The sequence below is a fragment of the Barnesiella propionica genome (assembly GCF_025567045.1).
Classification (GTDB): Bacteria; Bacteroidota; Bacteroidia; order Bacteroidales; family Barnesiellaceae; genus Barnesiella_B; species Barnesiella_B propionica.
The window spans coordinates 381,981-401,351 of record NZ_JAOQJK010000002.1; the positions used below are offsets into that span (position 1 = coordinate 381,981).

The following is a 19,371-nucleotide window of genomic DNA, read 5'->3' on the forward strand; positions in this document are numbered from 1 at the left end:
ATCATTACTCGGTTTCGACCGGTCTTTTTTCAATATTCTTTTTTTCAGGAAAATGCACGGTTTGTATAGCTCCCGTAGGACAAACTTCTTCACATTTTCTACATAACTTGCACAGATCATCGTTAATGTAAGCCAGGTTATTTTCAACGGATATGGCATTAAAGTTACATACTTTCATACATTTTCCACATCCGATGCAGGCGGCTATACATGCTTTCCGTGCTGTTCCTCCTTTGTCTTGACTGATACAATTCACATATACGCGACGTGATTTCGGTCCTTTCTTTCTCAATTCTATAATGTCTCTGGGGCAACTTCGGACACAAGCTCCACAAGCTCCGCATATTTCTTCATCGATTTCCGGCAAACCCGTTGTCTTGTTCATGGTTATGGCTCCGAAATCACAAGCTTTCACACAATCTCCCTCTCCCAAGCAACCGAAACGGCATCCGGTATCTCCCGTATATAATGACGCTTTCACCGCACAACTGGACGCACCATCATAGATATTGATAACGGGACGATTGGAACAAGTCCCGTTACAGCGGACGACAGCTATTTTAGGATTCGACAAGATAGCCTCTTTACCCAATATTCCGGCAATTTTTATCATAATGTCTTTCCCGCCGACAGGACAGGAGAGACCTTCCAGGGAACCTGCCTGAGCACAACGTTCTGCAAAGTTGCGACAACCGGCACTGCCGCATCCGCCACAATTGGCTCCCGGAAGTACTCCTTCAACTTCGTCGATACGGGGATCTTCGGCTACTTTAAACTTTTGTGCTACAAAATATAGAATGACTGCGCTGACAGCTCCGATGGCTCCTAATGAAACGATAGTGACGATAATCAGATTCATATTGCAGATATACCTTTAAAATTATGATATTAGGAACGTTTTTTCAATGTAAAAACAAATTGTTTTTTCAGTTTATCTTTTATGAGGTAAAGTACTCCATAATAAAGTAGTAATGCTATTAAAGAAAACATTCCCGAAACAAGCTCGTTATGTGAAATATAATATGATACGGATAGAACAATGATAAGGCATAGAAACGGATAAAGTATTGCTATATTCAATGCTTTATAGGCCATGGAAAGTTCTCCTTCTATCCATACGGTGTCGCCTATATTTAGGTTTTCTGTAACGGGTATATTTATGATTTTTTCTTTCTTTTCCGAGACAGAACAATAATTAGCCGCATGACAACCGGAACAAGCGGAAGCTTGTATGATACTTATTCTTGCAATGTTCTGTGATACACTTTTTACAATTCCTTGATGTTCTATCTTACACTTCATGACCGACTCGAAGTAACAAATCATTTACAAAGGTAGCGAATAATATTATATATTGTAATATATTTTCTTTTTAAATTATTGCATAGTGACAGATAGTTAAGCATGGAAATGTCCTACCGGAAATATTTATCCATCAGTTTGGAAAAATCATTGCTTCGTTTGATTTCTTCCAGCCAAAGATTCATACTATCGAGCAATACAGGACTGTCTTTTCTTAAAGCCCAGGATTGGAATTGAGTAAAACTTATGTCGGTCTGATAGTCTATTTGCGGATATTCTCTGCTCATGGCGGCAGCTATGCTTTCATCACATACCGCAAAATCTATTTCTCCTGTAGCAATCATCATAATAAGTTGTTCCGAGCCATAGGTATGTTCTTCTTGTATATATATCGTATCTCCTATTTCGTGAGCCAGATTGTTAATTCTCAATCTGGCGGGAGAGTTGCTTACGATGTACAGAGTTTTTTTTGCCAGATCAAGTTGGTTTCTTATAGGTGTTTTTCCGTTATTATATTCTTTTTTACGTTGAACAAGCACCTGCTTGTTCAGCAGTAGAGGTTCTGTAAAAGAATATTTTTCTCTGTTTTCTGTAGTTATAGGCAACTGCCGGGCTACGATATCATATGTGTTGTGTTCAAGTCCGTTCAGGCTTTTGCTTAAACTTACTTCCGGATATATTTCCACTTCCCAACCGCTCCTTTTGCTTATGAGCTTTGCCAGTTCATAATCGAATCCGATGACCGTATCGTCTGATATATAATAGGTGAGAGGAGTAAAGTCGGTTACGACACGAAGTATTTTTTCAATATTTATTTCTTTATAATCACGCTGTATCGGATTGCTTAGGGAACAATTCTTTAAGCTGATCATCAATAAAATAACCGATATTAGTAATATAAAATAAATTAATATACGTTTGCTGACCATCATATTGACTCATTTTAATTGGCAAAATCAATAGATAATCCCAATTGGAATATACTTGGGTTAAGAGGGTAGTGAGGCATAGAGAAGTAATTATTGCCTCCGAATATTCCTTTATTGGCGTGAGAAAACAAAACGTAAAAACGGGTTTTCTGGAGTTTCATGTTCACATAAGCATTCATAAACGGATAATTCCCCACTTCAATTTCATCTTGGTTGTGGAAAACCAGAGTGGCCGGTTGAAATGTTTCGCTTTTGTATTTAGTATAATACCTGCAATCGACCCCCAACTGTACATGTAAAACTTTAGCTATGCGAAATAGCAAATACATATTGCTATAGACACTTAATTCCGGCAATGGAATAACGGAACTTTTGGATGATTTCTGATAAGTTATTTCATTATCCAGATTGAAAATACCGAATTTAAAGTCCTGCTTGAGTGTCGCATTGAATACTTGTATGATAGATGATTCCTGACGGGGTAGGGCATCCTTGTCGAAATAGACATAGTTTTGCAGGTTCTCTACTCCGATATTCAGGTGGGTACGCCAGCGTTCTATGTGAAATTCGCCGCCAACGCGAAACCGGCGTATTTTCCCGAAATCATTATCCCAAATGAAATGATTGGATGTATAGTGTTTATAGAAATAAGGAACTTCGGTATTTCTGAAAAATCCGTAAGCCCGGATTTGTACCGTATCTTTGAAAAGAGGGAAACGGCTGCGAATATTTCCGGTTATATCTATATCACCGATTGCAGAGCCTAATAAACCGAACTTAGCGTTTACATTATATGTCAATATCTTACCCTGGCGTTTGGATATTTCTCCTCCCAACCATAATAAGTTGTCGGTATGATGGGGGGGATTCGAGAATTCGGGCAGAGGATCGCATCCGTCGGGAACCACACCCGGAGTTAAAGTGTCACCTATTTGTGTAAATCTTCTTATTTCGTAAGTAGCATATGCGGCCAAACCCATTTTTGCCCATTTGTTAAATCCTTCTAATAGCGAAATTCCAAATGTATTTCTCAAAGACCACCATGAATTTATTTCGTTTGTACCTTGATTGGACAAATATGTATTGGCAAAATATGTCGTATCGTTCGTTATTGAATTGTTAACGAAACGGTGTTTGTTTTCATTATATTCTATTGTATGGATAAAACTGGTGACAGGAATAAATGTTTCGATAATGCTGGTATCTTTTTTAGTCTCTTTATAATATCCAAGATTATAACGTTGTGTGGCATAATATTCTTGTCCACGTATCCGGCTGTATGCATCGGTCAAATTTACCGGTATTGTTTTAGTGTCGATTTTTGTTTGTCCTCCCTGTAATTCTTCAGGGCGTAATATATAGTCGTCGTTAGTGATTCCCCCGTTTACCTGATTGACAAAATTGTATACATTAACGAACGCTTGTAGCTGGTATTTATCGCTTATATAACTGCCGAACAAACGATAAGAAAAATCTTTGCTTGCCTGTTGCTGGTAATGTCCTCGGGAAAGGATATAATCTACTCCTCCTCCGAACTCCAATTGTTTGGTTGCATTTCCTGAAAAGACAGCTTTAAGGTGGTCTATGGCATTTTTCTTGGAGCCTCCGCTCCCATAAGAAAGCAATGTCATAGGTATACGGCTGTTATAAAATGTCCAATTGGATGCCGTATTTATCCATTGAGAGTATGGATCTTTGAAAAAAAATTCCGAAGTAACAGGGCGTTCAAAGAATATTTTAGATTGGCCGGCTCCTCCGAGATTTCCAGTCGTACTATATGCTACCGACCGGGCATTGGGAATATCGGTCTGGTAATAATTGAGCATTAATGTATCCATGGGAGCCGGAACAATATTGCCCAGCGGTTGTGTAATATGCCATGCATAAGGTCCGGGGACACTTTTCTCCTTCTCTGCCTTTAATATCAGAAAAGAACAGATGGTCCATATGATAATAACGACTTTTTTCATGCGACTGCAAAGATATAACTAAATAACCGAAATGAAAGGATGATGGATTCCTTTATTCTTGGTTAAAATCTATTTTATCTTTTTAGTAAAAAGATATATCCGGTTATTTGATTACTATTTCGCAATTATCCAGGCTGCATATTACAGCCAGGGATTCTACATGTATGTTTTTTTTCCTGAGTAATTCGCTTCCTTTCTGAAATTCTTTTTCAATGATGAATCCCATTCCGCTAAGATGTGCACCGGCCTGATGTATAAGTTCTATCATTCCCAGGGCGGCATTACCGTTGGCGAGAAAATCGTCGATGCAGAGAATATAATCCTGAGGCGTGAGATAATCGCTGCTTATGGATATAGGATATTCCCGGTCTTTTGTAAAAGAATGTACGGTAGTGGTAAGCGCATTTATCATAGTTTTAGGCTCTTTTTTCTTTGCGAATACAACCGGAAGTTTCATAATATAACCGACCATAATAGCCGGGGCTATTCCACTTGCTTCAATAGTCATTATTTTATTGATCCGCTCGTGAGAGAATCTTTTGGCAAATTCTTTGGCAATGGCTTCCATCAGTAACGGATCCATTTGGTGGTTTATAAAACTGTCTACTTTTAAAATTCCTCCTTCAAAACATTTGCCGTCTTCCAGGATACGACGTTTTAATAACTCCATAATAATTAGTTGTGCTGGTATAAATATCGTTTAATGCTGCGTTTAGGGGTTTTCTCAAATTCTTCAAAATATACTTTTACCCGGCTTATCTGACTGTACGCCGGAAGTTCTTTATTCAGAGCCTGCCGGTTTTCATCCATCAGCTTTTCTATTTGTTCGGTAGAAATACCTGATTTACAAGCGTTCTCAATATCAGGATATATCAATGCCACCAGTTTACCGTCTTTTTCAACGATCAGAGATTCGTTTACATAGGGCATATTATTAAGTTTATCCTCAATCTCTTCAGGATAGATGTTTTGCCCGGATGGTCCCAGTATCATGTTTTTATTCCTGCCTTTCAGGTGTATAAATCCTTTGGAATCAACCGTACAAAGATCCCCGGTATTCATCCAACCGTCCCGGAATATTGCTTTTGTAGCTTCGTCATTTCGATAGTATCCAGTCATCGTATTGTCTCCTTTTACCCATAATTCTCCTACTATGTTCTCCGGATCGGGTGAATCTACTTTCATTTCCATGCGTTCTACGATTCGCCCGCATGCACCCGGGGGATTTTCGGTCCAAGGAGCGTACGAAATTAGCGGACCACATTCTGTCATACCGTATCCTATTGTAAAAGGAAATTCGATTTTTTTCAAAAAGGCTTCCACTTCTTTGTTTAATCCGGCGCCGCCGATTATCATTTCCTGAAGATTGCCACCGAAAGTCTCGAACAATTTATTTTTTATTTTCAACAATAGTTGCGTATCAATAATGGGGACTTTAAGCAGTACGCGCATAAGCGGTTTTTCCAACAAAGGAAATACTTTCGATTTTATTATCTTTTCAATAATAAGCGGTACTGTGATAATTAACTTAGGTTTAACTTCGGAAAATGCATCCATAATGATTTTAGGAGACGGTACACGTGTAAGAAAATGGAGGTGACATCCTTTCACAAATGGGTGTATGGTTTCGATTACCATTCCATACATATGTGCCATCGGCAACATACAAACAATATTATCTCCCGCTTGAAGAAAATCGAGGTTTTCTATGCAAAACTTGACATTGGACCAAAGACTGCGGTAGGAGAGCATAACACCCTTGGAAAAACCTGTAGAGCCCGATGTATAATTAATAATGGCTAGTTGGTCTGGTTTGTCTTTGTAATAAGATACATTGTCCGGCGTAAAACGGCTGGGATATTTTTTTCCGAATAATTCATTCAATCGGTTCCTTGTCTCTATAAGTTTTTTATTCTTCGACGCGAGGACTGAAAAATCATTGATCAATATAATTCCGTTCAAATTTTTCATGTGAACTTCGTTCAGGTTTTCCCAAACAGCGTCACCAACGAAAAGAAATTTTGCATCCGAATGATTGACGATATGGTGTATGTTGTCTGCTTTAAATTCATGCAGTATAGGAACCGGAACAGCTCCGTATGTGAGTGTTGCAAAGAAAGCTACAGCCCAGTGGGACGAGTTCTTTCCGCAAATCGCAATCTTATCTCCCGTTTTAATACCTGCACTTTCGAGCAAAAGATGGATTTTTTCTATCTTTCGGGCAACGTCTTTAAATTGATATGAAACTCCATTAAAATCGGACAAAGCAACTCTTTCCCAATTTTTTTTAATGGATTCTTCTATATATGCGTTCAGACTGTTAGACATAACTATATATTCTTGATTGTTACTAATAAGAATAACAAAGTTAGATATATTTTGATAAAAAACAATCTGTTTTTATTTTACGATGAGTTTCACCGGTTACTTAGTTTCCCGTGATTTTTTTAATAAGACAATTGACTATCCTGATTGCGTTTTAATGTAAATAAGAAATTCAGTCCGCCATTAGCGCCGTTTTTTACCATTATTTCACCTTTATGAAAAAGAACGGCATTTTTTACGATAGCCAAGCCTAATCCTGTTCCTCCTAATTTACGTGAGCGCCCTTTATCCACTCTATAAAAACGTTCGAATAAACGATTTAAATGTTCCTGGGAAACACCTGTTCCGGTATCGGAAAATGACAGGTAGTAATATTCATCGTCCTTATAATAGCACTCCACTAAGACCTGGCTGCCATCGCCGGCATATGAAATAGCGTTATCGGTCAGATTACGAAATATAGAATATAGCAAAGAATAATTACCGCATATATTTGTTTCTTCAGGAATGCGTGATATAGCAGTCATATGATGTTCGGCCAATTGTGTTGCCGATTCATTGAATATATCGTCGACCAGTTTATCAAGAGATACTACTGCACAGTCGAACAGATCATTAGATTCATCCAGACGGTTAAGCATAGAAATGTCTCTCAACAACCCGGCCAAACGTATTGTCTGAGCATAACATCTTTGCATAAATAAGGATCGTTTTTCTTCTGATAAAAAAGGATTGGATAATATTGTTTCCATATATCCTTGAATGCTGCTTACCGGTGTTTTTAATTCGTGGGCGATATTTTGTGTAAGTTGTTTTTTTAATTGTGTTTCTTTTTCTTGGAAAGTAATGTCATTTATAGCTATTTCAAACGTATGGTCTTGGAAAATAATACATTCGACCTGGAAGGTCTTTCCATTTTTGGTGAGGAATATAGAGTCTGCAATAAACTCTTCGCCAATATGGCGGGCATTGCGGCGTTTGTTAACAAATTCATGTATTTTGTAAAACTCTTTTTCTTCGAAAAAACTTTCTACATTTTTTATGGTAGTATCTGTAATGAGATTGAGATATTGTACAAATAAATTATTAGCCACTATTACTTTTTTGTCTGCAGAAAATATGGCCAGTCCTTCTTTGGAGAATTGTAAATGTTTAAATAGTTTTTCTTTTTCTATGGACAGTTCTTCTTTTGTAGTACGTAGATTATTGTATATGCGTATAAGATTGCGAGTCACGTCCCCTATATCGCTTTTGTCTGGCTGTATTCCCGTATCCAACTGGAAACCTTGTTCTGCCTGTTTAGAAAAATGTTTTAAAATGGAAACGGAATTGCCTAATTTATGACAAAAGTAAAATAGGATTAGAATCGTTATAACAGATGATATAATCAGAAAATAGAAAAATCCGATGTCTACGTTTAATATCGAATCAATATGTATGTCAAAAGGTAGAGAACTCCTTATTATTAAATAGTTATCGTATGATTTTGCAGAATAAAAGAATGATTGATTTAATGAACTTGACCGGCGAAGAGCGTATCCCGAACCTTTTTCTATAGCTTGTATAATTTCAGGACGAGATAAATGTGATTCTTTATTAGATAATTCGCTTTCATGATTATCCATTAGAATTTCTCCCGTTTTAGCGGATAAAATGGTAACTCTTAATTTTTTATCCGTGATGTAATGAACAATAGAATCGAGGCTTTTTTGGGAAAAAGTTATTGTATCGTTGTATATTCTTTTATGAATTAAATCATTATATTCTTGTAATGTCGAGTTCAATAATTCTTTTCTATGTTCTTTCTCCATACTGTATTGAAATATGAGTATGGCCGTTACAAATAGTAAAAAGAGAGCTGCTATCGTTATGAACAACTCTCTGTGAAAAGGCATTTTTTTAAATATATTCATTCTTTATTGAAAAACGATTCAAACTGTTTCGAAACAATAGCCATATCCTAAACGGGTGACAATATATTTTCCATAATCACCTATTTTTTTCCTTAATCTTGTAATATTTACATCAATCGTCCTGTCCAGCACATATACTTCGTCACTCCATACTTTTGATAAAATTTCTTCTCTTGAGAAAACTTGTCCAGGGTAAGAAAGCAATAATTTTAATATCTCGAACTCTTTTTTGGTAAGTGATATTTCTTCTTGTGATATGAATGCTTTTTTCTTTATCGGATCGAGAGTAAGTTTATCAAAAGATAAAATAGCCGGTTCGTTGTCCGGTTCGGAAACCGAACGACGTAATACGGCTTTTACTCTTGCCATAACTTCCCGAATAGAAAAAGGTTTGGATATATAATCGTCTGCTCCTATATTAAATCCAGTAAGTCTGTCATTCTCCGTATCCTTAGCAGTGAGGAATATTATAGGGATTTTGGCCGTTTTTTCATTCTTGCGCAAAATATTAGCAAATTTAAAGCCGCTCATTTCTCCCATCATAACATCAAGTATGATCAGTTTATATTCGCTCAATGTCATTTTTAACGCTTCTTCTGCCGAATTTGCCGAATCTACCTCATATCCTTCTGTTTCGAGATTGAATTTGAGTATTTCACATAAATCTTCTTCATCGTCAACTACGAGAATCTTGTAAATTGTCATGGTTTTGAGTTTTTGAATTAGTTTATGCAAAGATTTTAAAAAGTTATTTCACTTATATTACAAACTACTTTTATTTACATGTCTTGTTTAGGAATACTTATTTAAGCAGTTCTTGTAATAATAAAGGATCATTAGTGGTAATATAATCAACCTTTTTATCTATCAGTTCGAGCATTTGGTCTTTTTTATTTACTGTCCATACATTAATAGTCAATCCGCATGCTTTGGCTTCATCATACCAATGTGGATGTTTCTTCATGCATAAATAAGAAAAATCTATTCCTGTATATCCTTTCTGTTTTAATTCTGCAGGAGAATAATTACAAGATAAATAAGCTACTTTAGCATTTGGGGCAAGTCGTATAAGTTCATCGCCTGTAATAATACTGAATGTGATATATTCTACCTTATCTTCTATGCCTAAATTTTTTACCATATCGACTGTTTTCCTGGCAATCAGCTTTTGTTTTTCCAAACCGGTTTGCTCTTTCAATTCTATAATCAGTTTTGTTTTATCCTGATTTTTTCCTGCACTTAAATAATCTATCAGTAAAGGAATATTTTCACCGTTTTTCAATTTTGACTTACATATTTGTTCAGCGGTGCAATCTTCTACTTTAAGTCCGTCCAAAGTAGTAGGATTATGATTAACAATTAAAACACTGTCTTTTGTCAGCCATACGTCCAATTCCGAACCGTAAACACCGATTTCAACAGCTTTTTTTAAAGAAGTTATAGAATTCTCCGCACTACCTTCACAGTCCCAATACCCTCTATGAGCGATAACATGTGTTTTTGACTGAGCTGAAATACCTGCAACCGAAAGGGTAGTGAATAATAACAAAGGAAAGATTTTTTTCATATAGGTGTGTTTTTAATGTTACTTCAAATATATGGATTTTGTTCCAAAAAGACAATAGATAAATAAAAAAGAAGCGAGTCTCTCGACTAACTTCTTTTTTAAAATTGAATGTTGTTTTTTTACAAATATGCTCAACCTTATGGTATGAACAATTAATCAATTAAAATTTGATTCTACTCTGAAAAGATTGCGACTTAATAAAAGCCTTAACAAACAAAAAAAAGATCTTTTATGTTTGAATAGTACAAAGAAATAAGCCTGAAACAGTATTTACAAATTAATGGTATATTTGACCTTGCTATGGGATGAAATGTAAATATATGGGGTAAATTATTCTATTAAGGGGTGAAATAATTTACAATATAAAATACTTTTGCGCGTTTTTTGATCTAAAAAGAGTATCTTTGACATTTATAAACGCCGCGACATATGAATTTTTGGAATAAACGGGTACCTGGATATAATTATGAAAAAAAGAATCTGATAAAGTTGGTTCTTTTTACAGCTTTGTTTGCTATAATATTCATTAATATATATAAACCGTTCAGTTCTCCTACGTGGTATCGTGTAACCAATTTTATGTTTCTTGTATTTTCTACATTAATTGTACTGACGGGAGTACTGGTTGTTGTCGTCAGTCGTATTGTAATGTATTATTATGCAAAGAAAAAACCGATAACATATGGCGATTATATCTTGTGGGTGTTCTTTGAGATTATATTTATGTCGCTTTTTTATACTGGTTATGCTCTTTCTGTCAATAAGGAAAGAGATGTATTGCAGACTTTGCAGGAGTCCACGATAAATACAGCATTGGTTTTGTTATTACCTTATTCTATTCTTATGCTATATTTTTCCTGGCAGGAAAAGGAGAAACAATTAGAATTAATAGACAAGGTTTCTGCTGAAAAAGGAGAATCGAAAGTAATCGCTTTTTATGATGAAAAAAGGGAGCTCAGACTATCGGTGAAGCGTAGTAATTTGCTGTATCTCGAATCTGCGGATAACTATGTTTGCATCTGGTATCTTAATAAAGATACGATAACCCGGTATATGTTAAGAAGTACATTGAAAGCTGTTGAAGAAGAATTGGCTTCGGATTATATATTGCGATGCCACAGGTCGTATATGGTTAATTTCGATCATGTAAAAGTTCTTAGAAAAGGGAAGGATGGTGTTTTCCTTGAATTAGGAATACCCAATGTTCCAGATATTCCTATTTCTAAAACATATAGCGAGACAGTTACACAAAAATTTATTCAGTTTACCGCATAATCTTATTTCATGTAATACAATTTATTATTAATTCCCGTAAATATTATGAGAAGTTTTTATTTGTACCAGACTTCCCTCGGAAAAATTTGGATAGCAGCGGATGAAAATGCGATATACCGTATTTCTTTTTTTGAAATATGGGATGCTGTAGAGAAAGAAACACCGGCTATACGGGAAGCTTATAACCAAATCTGCGACTATCTTCATGGAGAAAGAAAAACTTTTGATTTGTTGTTAGATCCGCAAGGTACCCCGTTTCAGAAAAGCGTATGGGACGAACTGATGAAAATACCTTATGGAGAGGTTCGTAGTTATAAGCAAATAGCAGAAGCTGTCGGTAATTCTAAAGCATGCCGGGCAGTTGGTATGGCGAATAACAAAAATCCTTTGTTAATTGTTGTTCCTTGTCATCGGGTAATAGGGAGTAACGGGGCACTGGTCGGATATGGAGGCGGATTAAATAATAAAAATTATTTGCTTAAATTAGAAAAAGAACATTCTTAAAAAATATTTTGGGATATTTAGAAGCAAAAAGTCCGGTTTATTATAAAACCGGACTTTTTAGCTATTGCATTGAGCATTTTAATTCTTTAGGTCTTGTCATAGTTTCTTTGTATATATTGCCAAAACGGTCGGTGACCTTAATTTCCAAAGTAGAGGTCGGGCTCGAAGCTGTAACCATGAAAAGATGTGCTGTGTTATTGCTCACAAAATCGGCTGTAGGATCGGCATTTGCATTCAGCCTTTTAGCTTCATAGGAAATTATATGCAAAGGGTCTTTTTTAACAACTCGTGTCACTTTTAGCGGATTACCGTTTTCGGTAACTTCTATATTCCAGTTCATGTCATGTCCCCATATGTTTAATAACACCTGATTTTTTTCATTTTTAATAGCATACTCTCCGGAATATGTCTTCATCTTGGCTTCTGTAGAATTGGGTGCATATTTTTCAGCCGTTACATAACACTCATTTAGATCATAACTTCTAAACTGTTTGTTTTTATTCTCTCCAATGCCTTTATAATACCACTGTATATTATTATTTTCTATCTCAAAAACACCATATCCTCCGGGAGAACCATCTTTACAGATATGATTTCCGGCATATCCGTTCTTGCCGGTCCACCACCATGTTGCGCATACGGCTGCAATATTATGCTCTGTAATAGATTCGGATGCTTCAATTATATAATTAACATGTGTATGTCCTGTCAAAATGTGAACATTTGAGAACTCTTTTAATATTGACAATAATTCGTTTCCACTCGACATCGTAACGTTTGCAACAGGTTTACCTGTGGCAGTAAGCGATGTAGGTATGGCATGAACCTGTACATGCATAGCTACAAAAATAGGAGTTGATTTGTCAGCGATAGTATTCAAATCTTTTTGTAACCAAGACAATTGATCTGCAGAAAGTTTACGGTTATATTTTCTATCACCTATAATTCCTTCGCTGCCGCCTTTATTAATATATTCTACATCGTCCATAACGATATAATGAGCTTTTCCCAAATTGAAAGAATAATAGGTAGGACCTATAATATCTTTAAATTTTTGTTCAGCATCCCAGTCCCCAACCCCATAAGGATTATTATCGTGATTTCCCATTGCATTAAAGATGGGAATATCTATATCTTTGATCAAACTCAGATAATCATTTAATTGGAAGTTATTGGAATACCAGTACAGATCCCACGTCATATCCCCTAAAGTGAGGCCGTAAACTTTAGTTCCGCTATTTCGATATGTATCGATGGTCGTTTTAATATCGGTTTTAAACCCATTAGTGAACTGTGTAATATCGTTATTTCGTTTTGCCAGATGCATATCTGCCAAAGCTAACACTACATGTTTATTGTTATCGATTTGATTCAAAGAAAAATTTATTTGTTCTGTCTGATTACCTCCTTTGAGACGCTCATAAAATAACGGCATATTTCTTCCTTCGGTGGAAACTTCATAATTTCCTGGAACAGAAATGAAGACAAAACCATTCTTTTTGGCGGAGGGTAAATAATATATACCGTTTTTATCGGTTTTAACCACTTCTATACCATCTGAAACTACAACATCGGGCACACCAGTATTATTGCAATATACGACACCTTTAATCGTCATACCTTCCACATCCGGCAGATTCATATTTAGTTTAATAGTAATTGCAGATATACCCAGAAATAATGATTCCGTTCCTCTCTGTAATATAAATTTATATTCTCCCGAGACCATATCTTTAGGAATGGTAAATGAAGCTGCAAATGCTGTAATGTCAAATAGTGGAGCTTTATATTCGGTATTTTCATCTGATGTTAGCTGTAACCGTATAATATCGCCATCCATAAACCCACGTCCTCTTAATGATATATTTTCATTCGCAAATGTCTCTATAAGTGACGGAATATTTATATTCGTAATATCGGGAATATTTGTATTGGGAGTTATGGTGAGGTTTGTTGTACCTAAAAACAAAAACCTGTCACCTCTTAATAATATGATATTATAACTTCCGGATTGGATGCTTTCAGGCAATGTAAAGGTTATGTATCTATTAGTAATTTCAGTTGCATTAATTACGAATGATATTTTACTGTCTGTAGCCGATTTTAGTTCTATAATATCCCCTGTAGAAAAACCTTCTCCTCCGATGGTTATACTACTTTCTGCCAAAATCGTTAATTCCGAAGGAATATTCAAATTCTTGATTTTCAATTCGGAGTCTTCTTTATGTTCTTCATTACAACCGGAAAACATAAATATCCCGGACAGAAATACGAAGAAGAATATAAAATAAAAGAAAGGAGGTGTAAAGGAGATTGATTTAAAATTTCGTTTTGTTTTCATTTTATAAGTATCAGATTTAATTTATTTACAAAGCGAAAATAATAAAAATATATATAAACTAAAACAAATCATTATTTTTTATATAAAAATGATATTGAAAATAGGTTGTTTTTTTATGAAAATGTATTTTTATTTTGAATAGAATGATATGACAAGAAAGTAGGAAATGTTTATTAATATTCTTTATGAATTTATCAGGACAGTTATGCCGGTTCCATCATATTAACTATCCTTGCTTTTCAATGAGATATTTCCAAAATCTTACAGGTAGGTTTTGACGATGCAATTTAGGGTTTCTACGTTCTTTTATTGTAGTGGATTTAAAATAAGCCTTCCATAGCTCCTGAAATAATTTTTCATCATGAGCCATAAGCGCAGTATCCATTTTGCCTGAAGGTAAAACAGGCTTTCCTGTTTCAAAACGGATTTCTGTAACCGCCGACATATCATAATAAAATCCGTAATCTCGTTTCATATCATAGATAATCCATTTTTGACCGGCAAAACGCTCTTTAAAATGTTGTATAGCTATAGGCAATATATTATATAATGGTTCAATTGCAGCAAAATAAGTACAATCAGACGTCTTTTGAAAACGGAGAAACTGAATGACTCTATGTCGTTCCTGGCTTACTTTTTTACTGATATTTGATGCTAATAGAACATCCGGATCTCCAAAGTTTAGCTCTATGGATTTTGAAGCATTGATAGCTTTGCATATATATTTAAATATCAATAAATCGGTATCAGGCAACTCCGATAACCAGTTAGCTGTAATAACAGCTAACCCCGCTTTGGATAATTTCTTTTCCATGCTTTTTAATACACGTTCCGATTTGGATACATCGGTTTCAACACAAATACAACGTTCGTAAAAAATAGGCAACGGTTCTCCGGACCGAAGTAATAAATCGGGAATAACCTTTAAGGAATAAGACTCAAAAATAGCGGTGAGTAATCCTTCAAACGTTTTATCATATGTAAAAATGATCATTTTTCAGTCTCCAAATAAAAAGCTTAATTGCCTGTTATCCCTTTTAGTTTCGTTGGTTTTCGTCAATAATCGTTTGACGTTTTCAGGGTGTATTTCTTGGATGTTCCGTACAGGCAGGTCATGGCATGTAATAAAATATTGGGCTTTTTTCATAACACCTCCCATTTTCTTTAATTGTGTAAAGTTTATACGTCCGTATCTTCTCGAAAATAATATCATTTTTGCCGTTTTAACTCCTATGCCGGGAACCCGGAGCAGCATTTCATAGTCTGCCCGGTTTATGTCTACCGGAAATTTTTCCGGATGACGTAATGCCCAGGATAATTTAGGATCAATTTCAAGATCCAGTTCCGGATAAGTGTCATTAACGATTTCATCAACTCTAAATTGATAGAATCGCAATAACCAGTCTGCCTGATATAATCTGTTTTCTCTGACTAAAGGTGGTTGCTTTAGGGCGGGTAGGCGATTATCATATTCATTTACCGGTACAAATCCCGAATAATAGACTCTTTTCATGGTAGGCCGATCATATAGCATCGCAGAAAGGTTAAGGATATCTTTGTCGCTGTCGGGTGTAGCACCTACAATCATTTGAGTACTTTGTCCGGCAGGAGCAAAACGGGGAGCTTTCCGATATTTTTTCCGTTCCTCATTGCTTTCCAGTACTCCGGTTTGAATATAACGCATGGGAGTAAATATGCTTTGAAAATCTTTTTCAGGAGCTAATGCTTGTAAACTTTTTTCATTAGGAATTTCGATATTTACGCTTAGTCTGTCGGCATACAGACCTGCTTCCTGCACGAGCTCCCGGCTAGCCCCCGGAATGCTTTTTAAGTGGATGTAACCATTATATTTATGTATAAGTCTTAAGTCTTTGACCACTTTTACCAGTCTTTCCATCGTATAGTCGGGATTTCTCACTACTCCTGAGCTAAGGAACAAGCCTTCGATATAGTTACGCCGATAAAACTCAATAGTTAAGTTTACCAATTCAGAAACCGAAAAAGTGGCTCTACGTATATCATTGCTGCGACGATTTATGCAATAGGCACAATCATATTGGCAATAATTGGTCAGCATTATTTTTAATAATGAAATACAACGGCCGTCTTCCGAAAAACTATGACAAATTCCCCAACCGGCAGTATTTCCTATGCCGCCTGATTTATGAGCTCTCGATATGCCGCTAGATGCACAAGATACGTCGTATTTAGCCGATTCGGCCAGAATTTTAAGTTTTTCTATAATTGTATCATTCATAATTTGCAAAGTAAAACAATACCCTCAAGAAAACGTATTAAAAAGAATAATTTAATATCAAAAAATGACTGTTATCTGAAAAACGGTAGAATAATGGATGAATTTAAAATTTTATTCAAAAAATTATTTGATGTAATATGGTTAATAACAAGTTCTTGTAAAAAACATGATGATTATATAATAAGAAATATCCGAAATAATTTGTAAAATAAAAAAAAGACCTTACCTTTGCACTGCTTTTGAAACAAAAAGTAAGATCACAACATCTGGAGAGATGGCAGAGTGGTCGATTGCGGCGGTCTTGAAAACCGTTGAACTGCGAGGTTCCGGGGGTTCGAATCCCTCTCTCTCCGCTGAACGTGCTGGACAGAAATGGTCAGCAAACGGACAAAAAGCTATAAATCAATGATTTGTGGCTTTTTTATTGCCCGAAAGTCCTGCTTCCAAGACTTCAAAAGTACGGGAAAAGACAAAGTGTCGTTACTAAATCGTTACTTATTCCCCTCCGGACAGAAACGGTAACGATTTGTCCACAAATAACTTGATAATGTTAAGTACCTTAAAATGAATCCCCAAAAATGCAGTTCTTAATGAAATGTGCTTTTACCTTATAGCCTGAATGGTCGTAAAAGCTAAGAGCTTAATGTTTGCCATATGGTTCAAATTCAAAGGATGACAGTGTATTCGTGAATTCAGTTTAGGCTTGCACTGTCTATAATGATATACTTATGATTTCGATCTATACCTTGTAATAAAAAGATTGTTACGTATTAAATATATTTGCTTCTGTTTTTAATTTATTTTATATTTGTAAAGTGACGAATATTGTAAATTGTCAATCCATGAAGAACCATTTGGTAAGAATTTTAATCACAGCCTGGTTTGCTTTTTTCTTTGTGCAGACTAGTATATCAAAAGAAGTCGATGCCAACGAAGTAAAGACAGCCATACTGGAAACGCTTCAAGATTCGTCTCTTAACAGGCAACAGAGAATGGAATTGTATATTGATCTGTATGATGTATCTGACAATATGCACAGTAAGCATATGTATATAAATGAAGCGTTGAAGTTAGCTATTCAATTAAATAAGCAAGATTATATTTTTGAGATCCTCGATATTTTTTGTCGTGATTATAAATTTATTCCGGATTCTTTGAGTTATTATCAGGAAATAGGGGAAAAATATCTGCAAGGTCCTTATAAGAAATTTTGTATGGCTTGGCTTAAAGCCTTTCCTTCTGTCTGCAAAATGGACGAGGCTGAAAAACCGGATGAAGCGAATGAGGAAATATCCCGATATAAACATCATAAGAAGAACCTTTCGGATAAATCGCAAGAAGTACTTTGGGAAATGATTCTATGCTCGGCAATGGAATGTATCAATTATTTTTCGCCTTCTGTTTCAAATGCAAAAGAGCGAATTGCTCATTTGAAAAATATTCATCAGTTAGTTGCCAGATTACCTTTTGAAGTCAGATATAAATTTGAATGGTACTATTTGACTCGTATTGAGTTTATTTTTCGTGCCGAAGGAAAGCCTGAGGATATTAGGGAGGCCGTAGCCACCTTGGAAGAATTGGAACAGCTTTATGATCAACAATTTGAGTTGCCTTTTTACAAAAAACGTAACTATATTGGAACTCGAAGTCGTGAAGCGCTGCGCATGGGTGTTTATAGTGAATTATTTTACTTTGCCGATTATATAGGACGGAAAAGGGTAGATGAAATCTATTCTCGGATGAAAGAATTCTATAAGGAAAAGGATCCGGAGAAGAATGAAGACATGTTATTGTTAGCCACTTTTCGCTATAATCTTTATACCAAGCAATATGAGCTTGCCATGCATAACATCAATGAACTATTGGTACGTACGGACACGGCCGATACGAACGGCAGAACGGAATTACTGGCAAAGAAAATCAATTTGGTCACTCAATGGAAACAACATTATAAGGATGGATTCGAGGCTTTTTGGGAATATACCAACTTGATGGAAGAAAATCATATAGAAGAGACCAACAGGCAATTAGCTGAAATGCGATCTTTGTATGATGTAGATAAACTGAAGATAGAAAGAGCTGAACTCCAGACACGCTATCATCGCATAGCTCTTATTGTAGCATTAGTATTATTGTTTATCTTTTTTGTCTGGATAATCTATCAGTACAGATTGATGAAGCGGCTGGAAGCTACTAAACAGGCACTGATTCTCTCCAATAAAAAGGTAGCAGAAGAGAGTGAAAGAGCCAAGGTCAGTGACCGAATGAAGACGGAGTTTCTTCAGTCTATGTGTCATGAAATACGTACCCCGCTCAATGCCATCTGCGGTTTTAGCAGTTTATTGCTAAACGATGATTTGACAGAAGAAGATAAAAAAGATTTTCCTGGTATTATTGAAAAAAATTCAGTCCAGTTGACTGCGTTGTTTGAAAACATCTTGCAAGTTTCGGACTTGAGTAGTTCATTAGAACTTTTTCCTGTAGAACGGACAGATATCTTTTCTCTTTGTGTTACTTTATTAGATACATTCAGGACGAGGGCCGACAATTCCAAGGTTAAATATATATTTGAGAATAAATTAAGCAATTGTTTAGTGAAAACAAACAGCTATTACCTTCAACGCGTTTTAATGCATTTATTAAATAATTCCGAAAAATTCACAACAACGGGACATATTTCCATGTGCCTGGAACAAGTTGATGCTAAGATACGAATTTCTGTGAGCGATACAGGTATAGGTATTCCTGCAGATAAGGCCGAATATATATTCGATCGTTTTACTAAACTGGATGAATTTACATCAGGAACCGGATTAGGTCTTTATTCCTGCCGTCTCATTATGAATAGGCTGGGAGGTTCTATTTTTTTGGATATTTCTTATAAGAAAGGCGCGCGTTTTTGCGTTGATCTTCCGTTAGGACAGGAATATTTGAGCAATTAAAGCCGAGTCTCAAAATCGGAATGCATTTATTTTTTATCCTATTTTT

Annotated in this window: 15 protein-coding genes and 1 tRNA gene; 4 read left to right on the forward strand and 12 right to left on the reverse strand. The window is 35.7% G+C overall.

Annotated features, from left to right (window positions below; genetic code table 11):
- Positions 1-4: 4 nt before the first annotated feature.
- From OCV73_RS04095 to OCV73_RS04135, 9 genes are all read right to left on the reverse strand, one after another.
- Positions 5-859 (reverse strand): Fe-S cluster domain-containing protein, encoded by an 855-nt coding sequence (locus tag OCV73_RS04095; RefSeq protein ID WP_147549300.1) that lies wholly within the window; start codon positions 857-859, stop codon positions 5-7.
- Positions 860-888: 29 nt separating this feature from the next.
- On the reverse strand, positions 889-1,302 hold the full coding sequence (locus OCV73_RS04100) for a SoxR reducing system RseC family protein (RefSeq protein ID WP_167551203.1): 414 nt from the start codon (positions 1,300-1,302) through the stop codon (positions 889-891).
- A gap of 113 nt (positions 1,303-1,415) precedes the next feature.
- Positions 1,416-2,234 carry a transporter substrate-binding domain-containing protein gene (locus OCV73_RS04105; RefSeq protein WP_262512867.1) on the reverse strand — a complete coding sequence of 273 codons (819 nt, stop codon included), beginning with the start codon at positions 2,232-2,234 and terminating at the stop codon, positions 1,416-1,418.
- A gap of 11 nt (positions 2,235-2,245) precedes the next feature.
- Complete coding sequence (locus OCV73_RS04110) at positions 2,246-4,201, reverse strand: putative porin (protein WP_147549304.1); 1,956 nt, start codon at positions 4,199-4,201, stop codon at positions 2,246-2,248.
- Positions 4,202-4,304: 103 nt separating this feature from the next.
- Complete coding sequence (gene xpt, locus OCV73_RS04115; protein ID WP_147549306.1) at positions 4,305-4,871, reverse strand: xanthine phosphoribosyltransferase; 567 nt, start codon at positions 4,869-4,871, stop codon at positions 4,305-4,307.
- Between the two features lie 5 nt (positions 4,872-4,876).
- On the reverse strand, positions 4,877-6,529 hold the full coding sequence (locus tag OCV73_RS04120) for an AMP-binding protein (RefSeq protein WP_147549308.1): 1,653 nt from the start codon (positions 6,527-6,529) through the stop codon (positions 4,877-4,879).
- A gap of 119 nt (positions 6,530-6,648) precedes the next feature.
- Positions 6,649-8,439 (reverse strand): sensor histidine kinase, encoded by a 1,791-nt coding sequence (locus tag OCV73_RS04125; RefSeq protein WP_147549310.1) that lies wholly within the window; start codon positions 8,437-8,439, stop codon positions 6,649-6,651.
- A gap of 18 nt (positions 8,440-8,457) precedes the next feature.
- A complete protein-coding gene (locus OCV73_RS04130) occupies positions 8,458-9,144 on the reverse strand; it encodes a response regulator transcription factor (protein WP_147549312.1) in 687 nt (228 codons plus the stop codon).
- 97 nt (positions 9,145-9,241) lie between these two features.
- Positions 9,242-10,006 (reverse strand): glycerophosphodiester phosphodiesterase, encoded by a 765-nt coding sequence (locus OCV73_RS04135; RefSeq protein WP_147549314.1) that lies wholly within the window; start codon positions 10,004-10,006, stop codon positions 9,242-9,244.
- Between the two features lie 429 nt (positions 10,007-10,435).
- Here OCV73_RS04135 and OCV73_RS04140 point away from each other — a divergent pair, with 429 nt between their 5' ends.
- Together OCV73_RS04140 and OCV73_RS04145 are read left to right on the forward strand one after the other, a co-directional pair.
- The gene (locus OCV73_RS04140) at positions 10,436-11,281 is read left to right on the forward strand and encodes a LytR/AlgR family response regulator transcription factor (RefSeq protein WP_147549316.1); all 846 of its coding nucleotides are present in this window, start codon (positions 10,436-10,438) and stop codon (positions 11,279-11,281) included.
- 45 nt (positions 11,282-11,326) lie between these two features.
- Positions 11,327-11,785 (forward strand): methylated-DNA--[protein]-cysteine S-methyltransferase, encoded by a 459-nt coding sequence (locus tag OCV73_RS04145; RefSeq protein WP_147549318.1) that lies wholly within the window; start codon positions 11,327-11,329, stop codon positions 11,783-11,785.
- 61 nt (positions 11,786-11,846) lie between these two features.
- Here the strand turns inward: OCV73_RS04145 and OCV73_RS04150 are convergent, their stop codons facing one another.
- From OCV73_RS04150 to OCV73_RS04160, 3 genes are all read right to left on the reverse strand, one after another.
- Positions 11,847-14,126 (reverse strand): calcineurin-like phosphoesterase C-terminal domain-containing protein, encoded by a 2,280-nt coding sequence (locus OCV73_RS04150; RefSeq protein WP_147549320.1) that lies wholly within the window; start codon positions 14,124-14,126, stop codon positions 11,847-11,849.
- A gap of 226 nt (positions 14,127-14,352) precedes the next feature.
- Entirely contained in the window at positions 14,353-15,120 is a 768-nt protein-coding gene (locus tag OCV73_RS04155; RefSeq protein ID WP_147549322.1) for a TIGR03915 family putative DNA repair protein, read from the reverse strand.
- A gap of 3 nt (positions 15,121-15,123) precedes the next feature.
- Positions 15,124-16,383 (reverse strand): putative DNA modification/repair radical SAM protein, encoded by a 1,260-nt coding sequence (locus tag OCV73_RS04160; RefSeq protein WP_147549324.1) that lies wholly within the window; start codon positions 16,381-16,383, stop codon positions 15,124-15,126.
- Positions 16,384-16,651: 268 nt separating this feature from the next.
- Between OCV73_RS04160 and OCV73_RS04165 the strand changes: the two genes are divergently transcribed.
- Both OCV73_RS04165 and OCV73_RS04170 read left to right on the forward strand, forming a co-directional pair.
- Positions 16,652-16,736: transfer RNA gene (locus OCV73_RS04165), tRNA-Ser, on the forward strand.
- Between the two features lie 489 nt (positions 16,737-17,225).
- Positions 17,226-19,325, forward strand: a complete 2,100-nt coding sequence (locus OCV73_RS04170; protein WP_147549326.1) for a sensor histidine kinase — start codon at positions 17,226-17,228, stop codon at positions 19,323-19,325.
- The last annotated feature ends 46 nt before the right edge of the window (positions 19,326-19,371 follow it).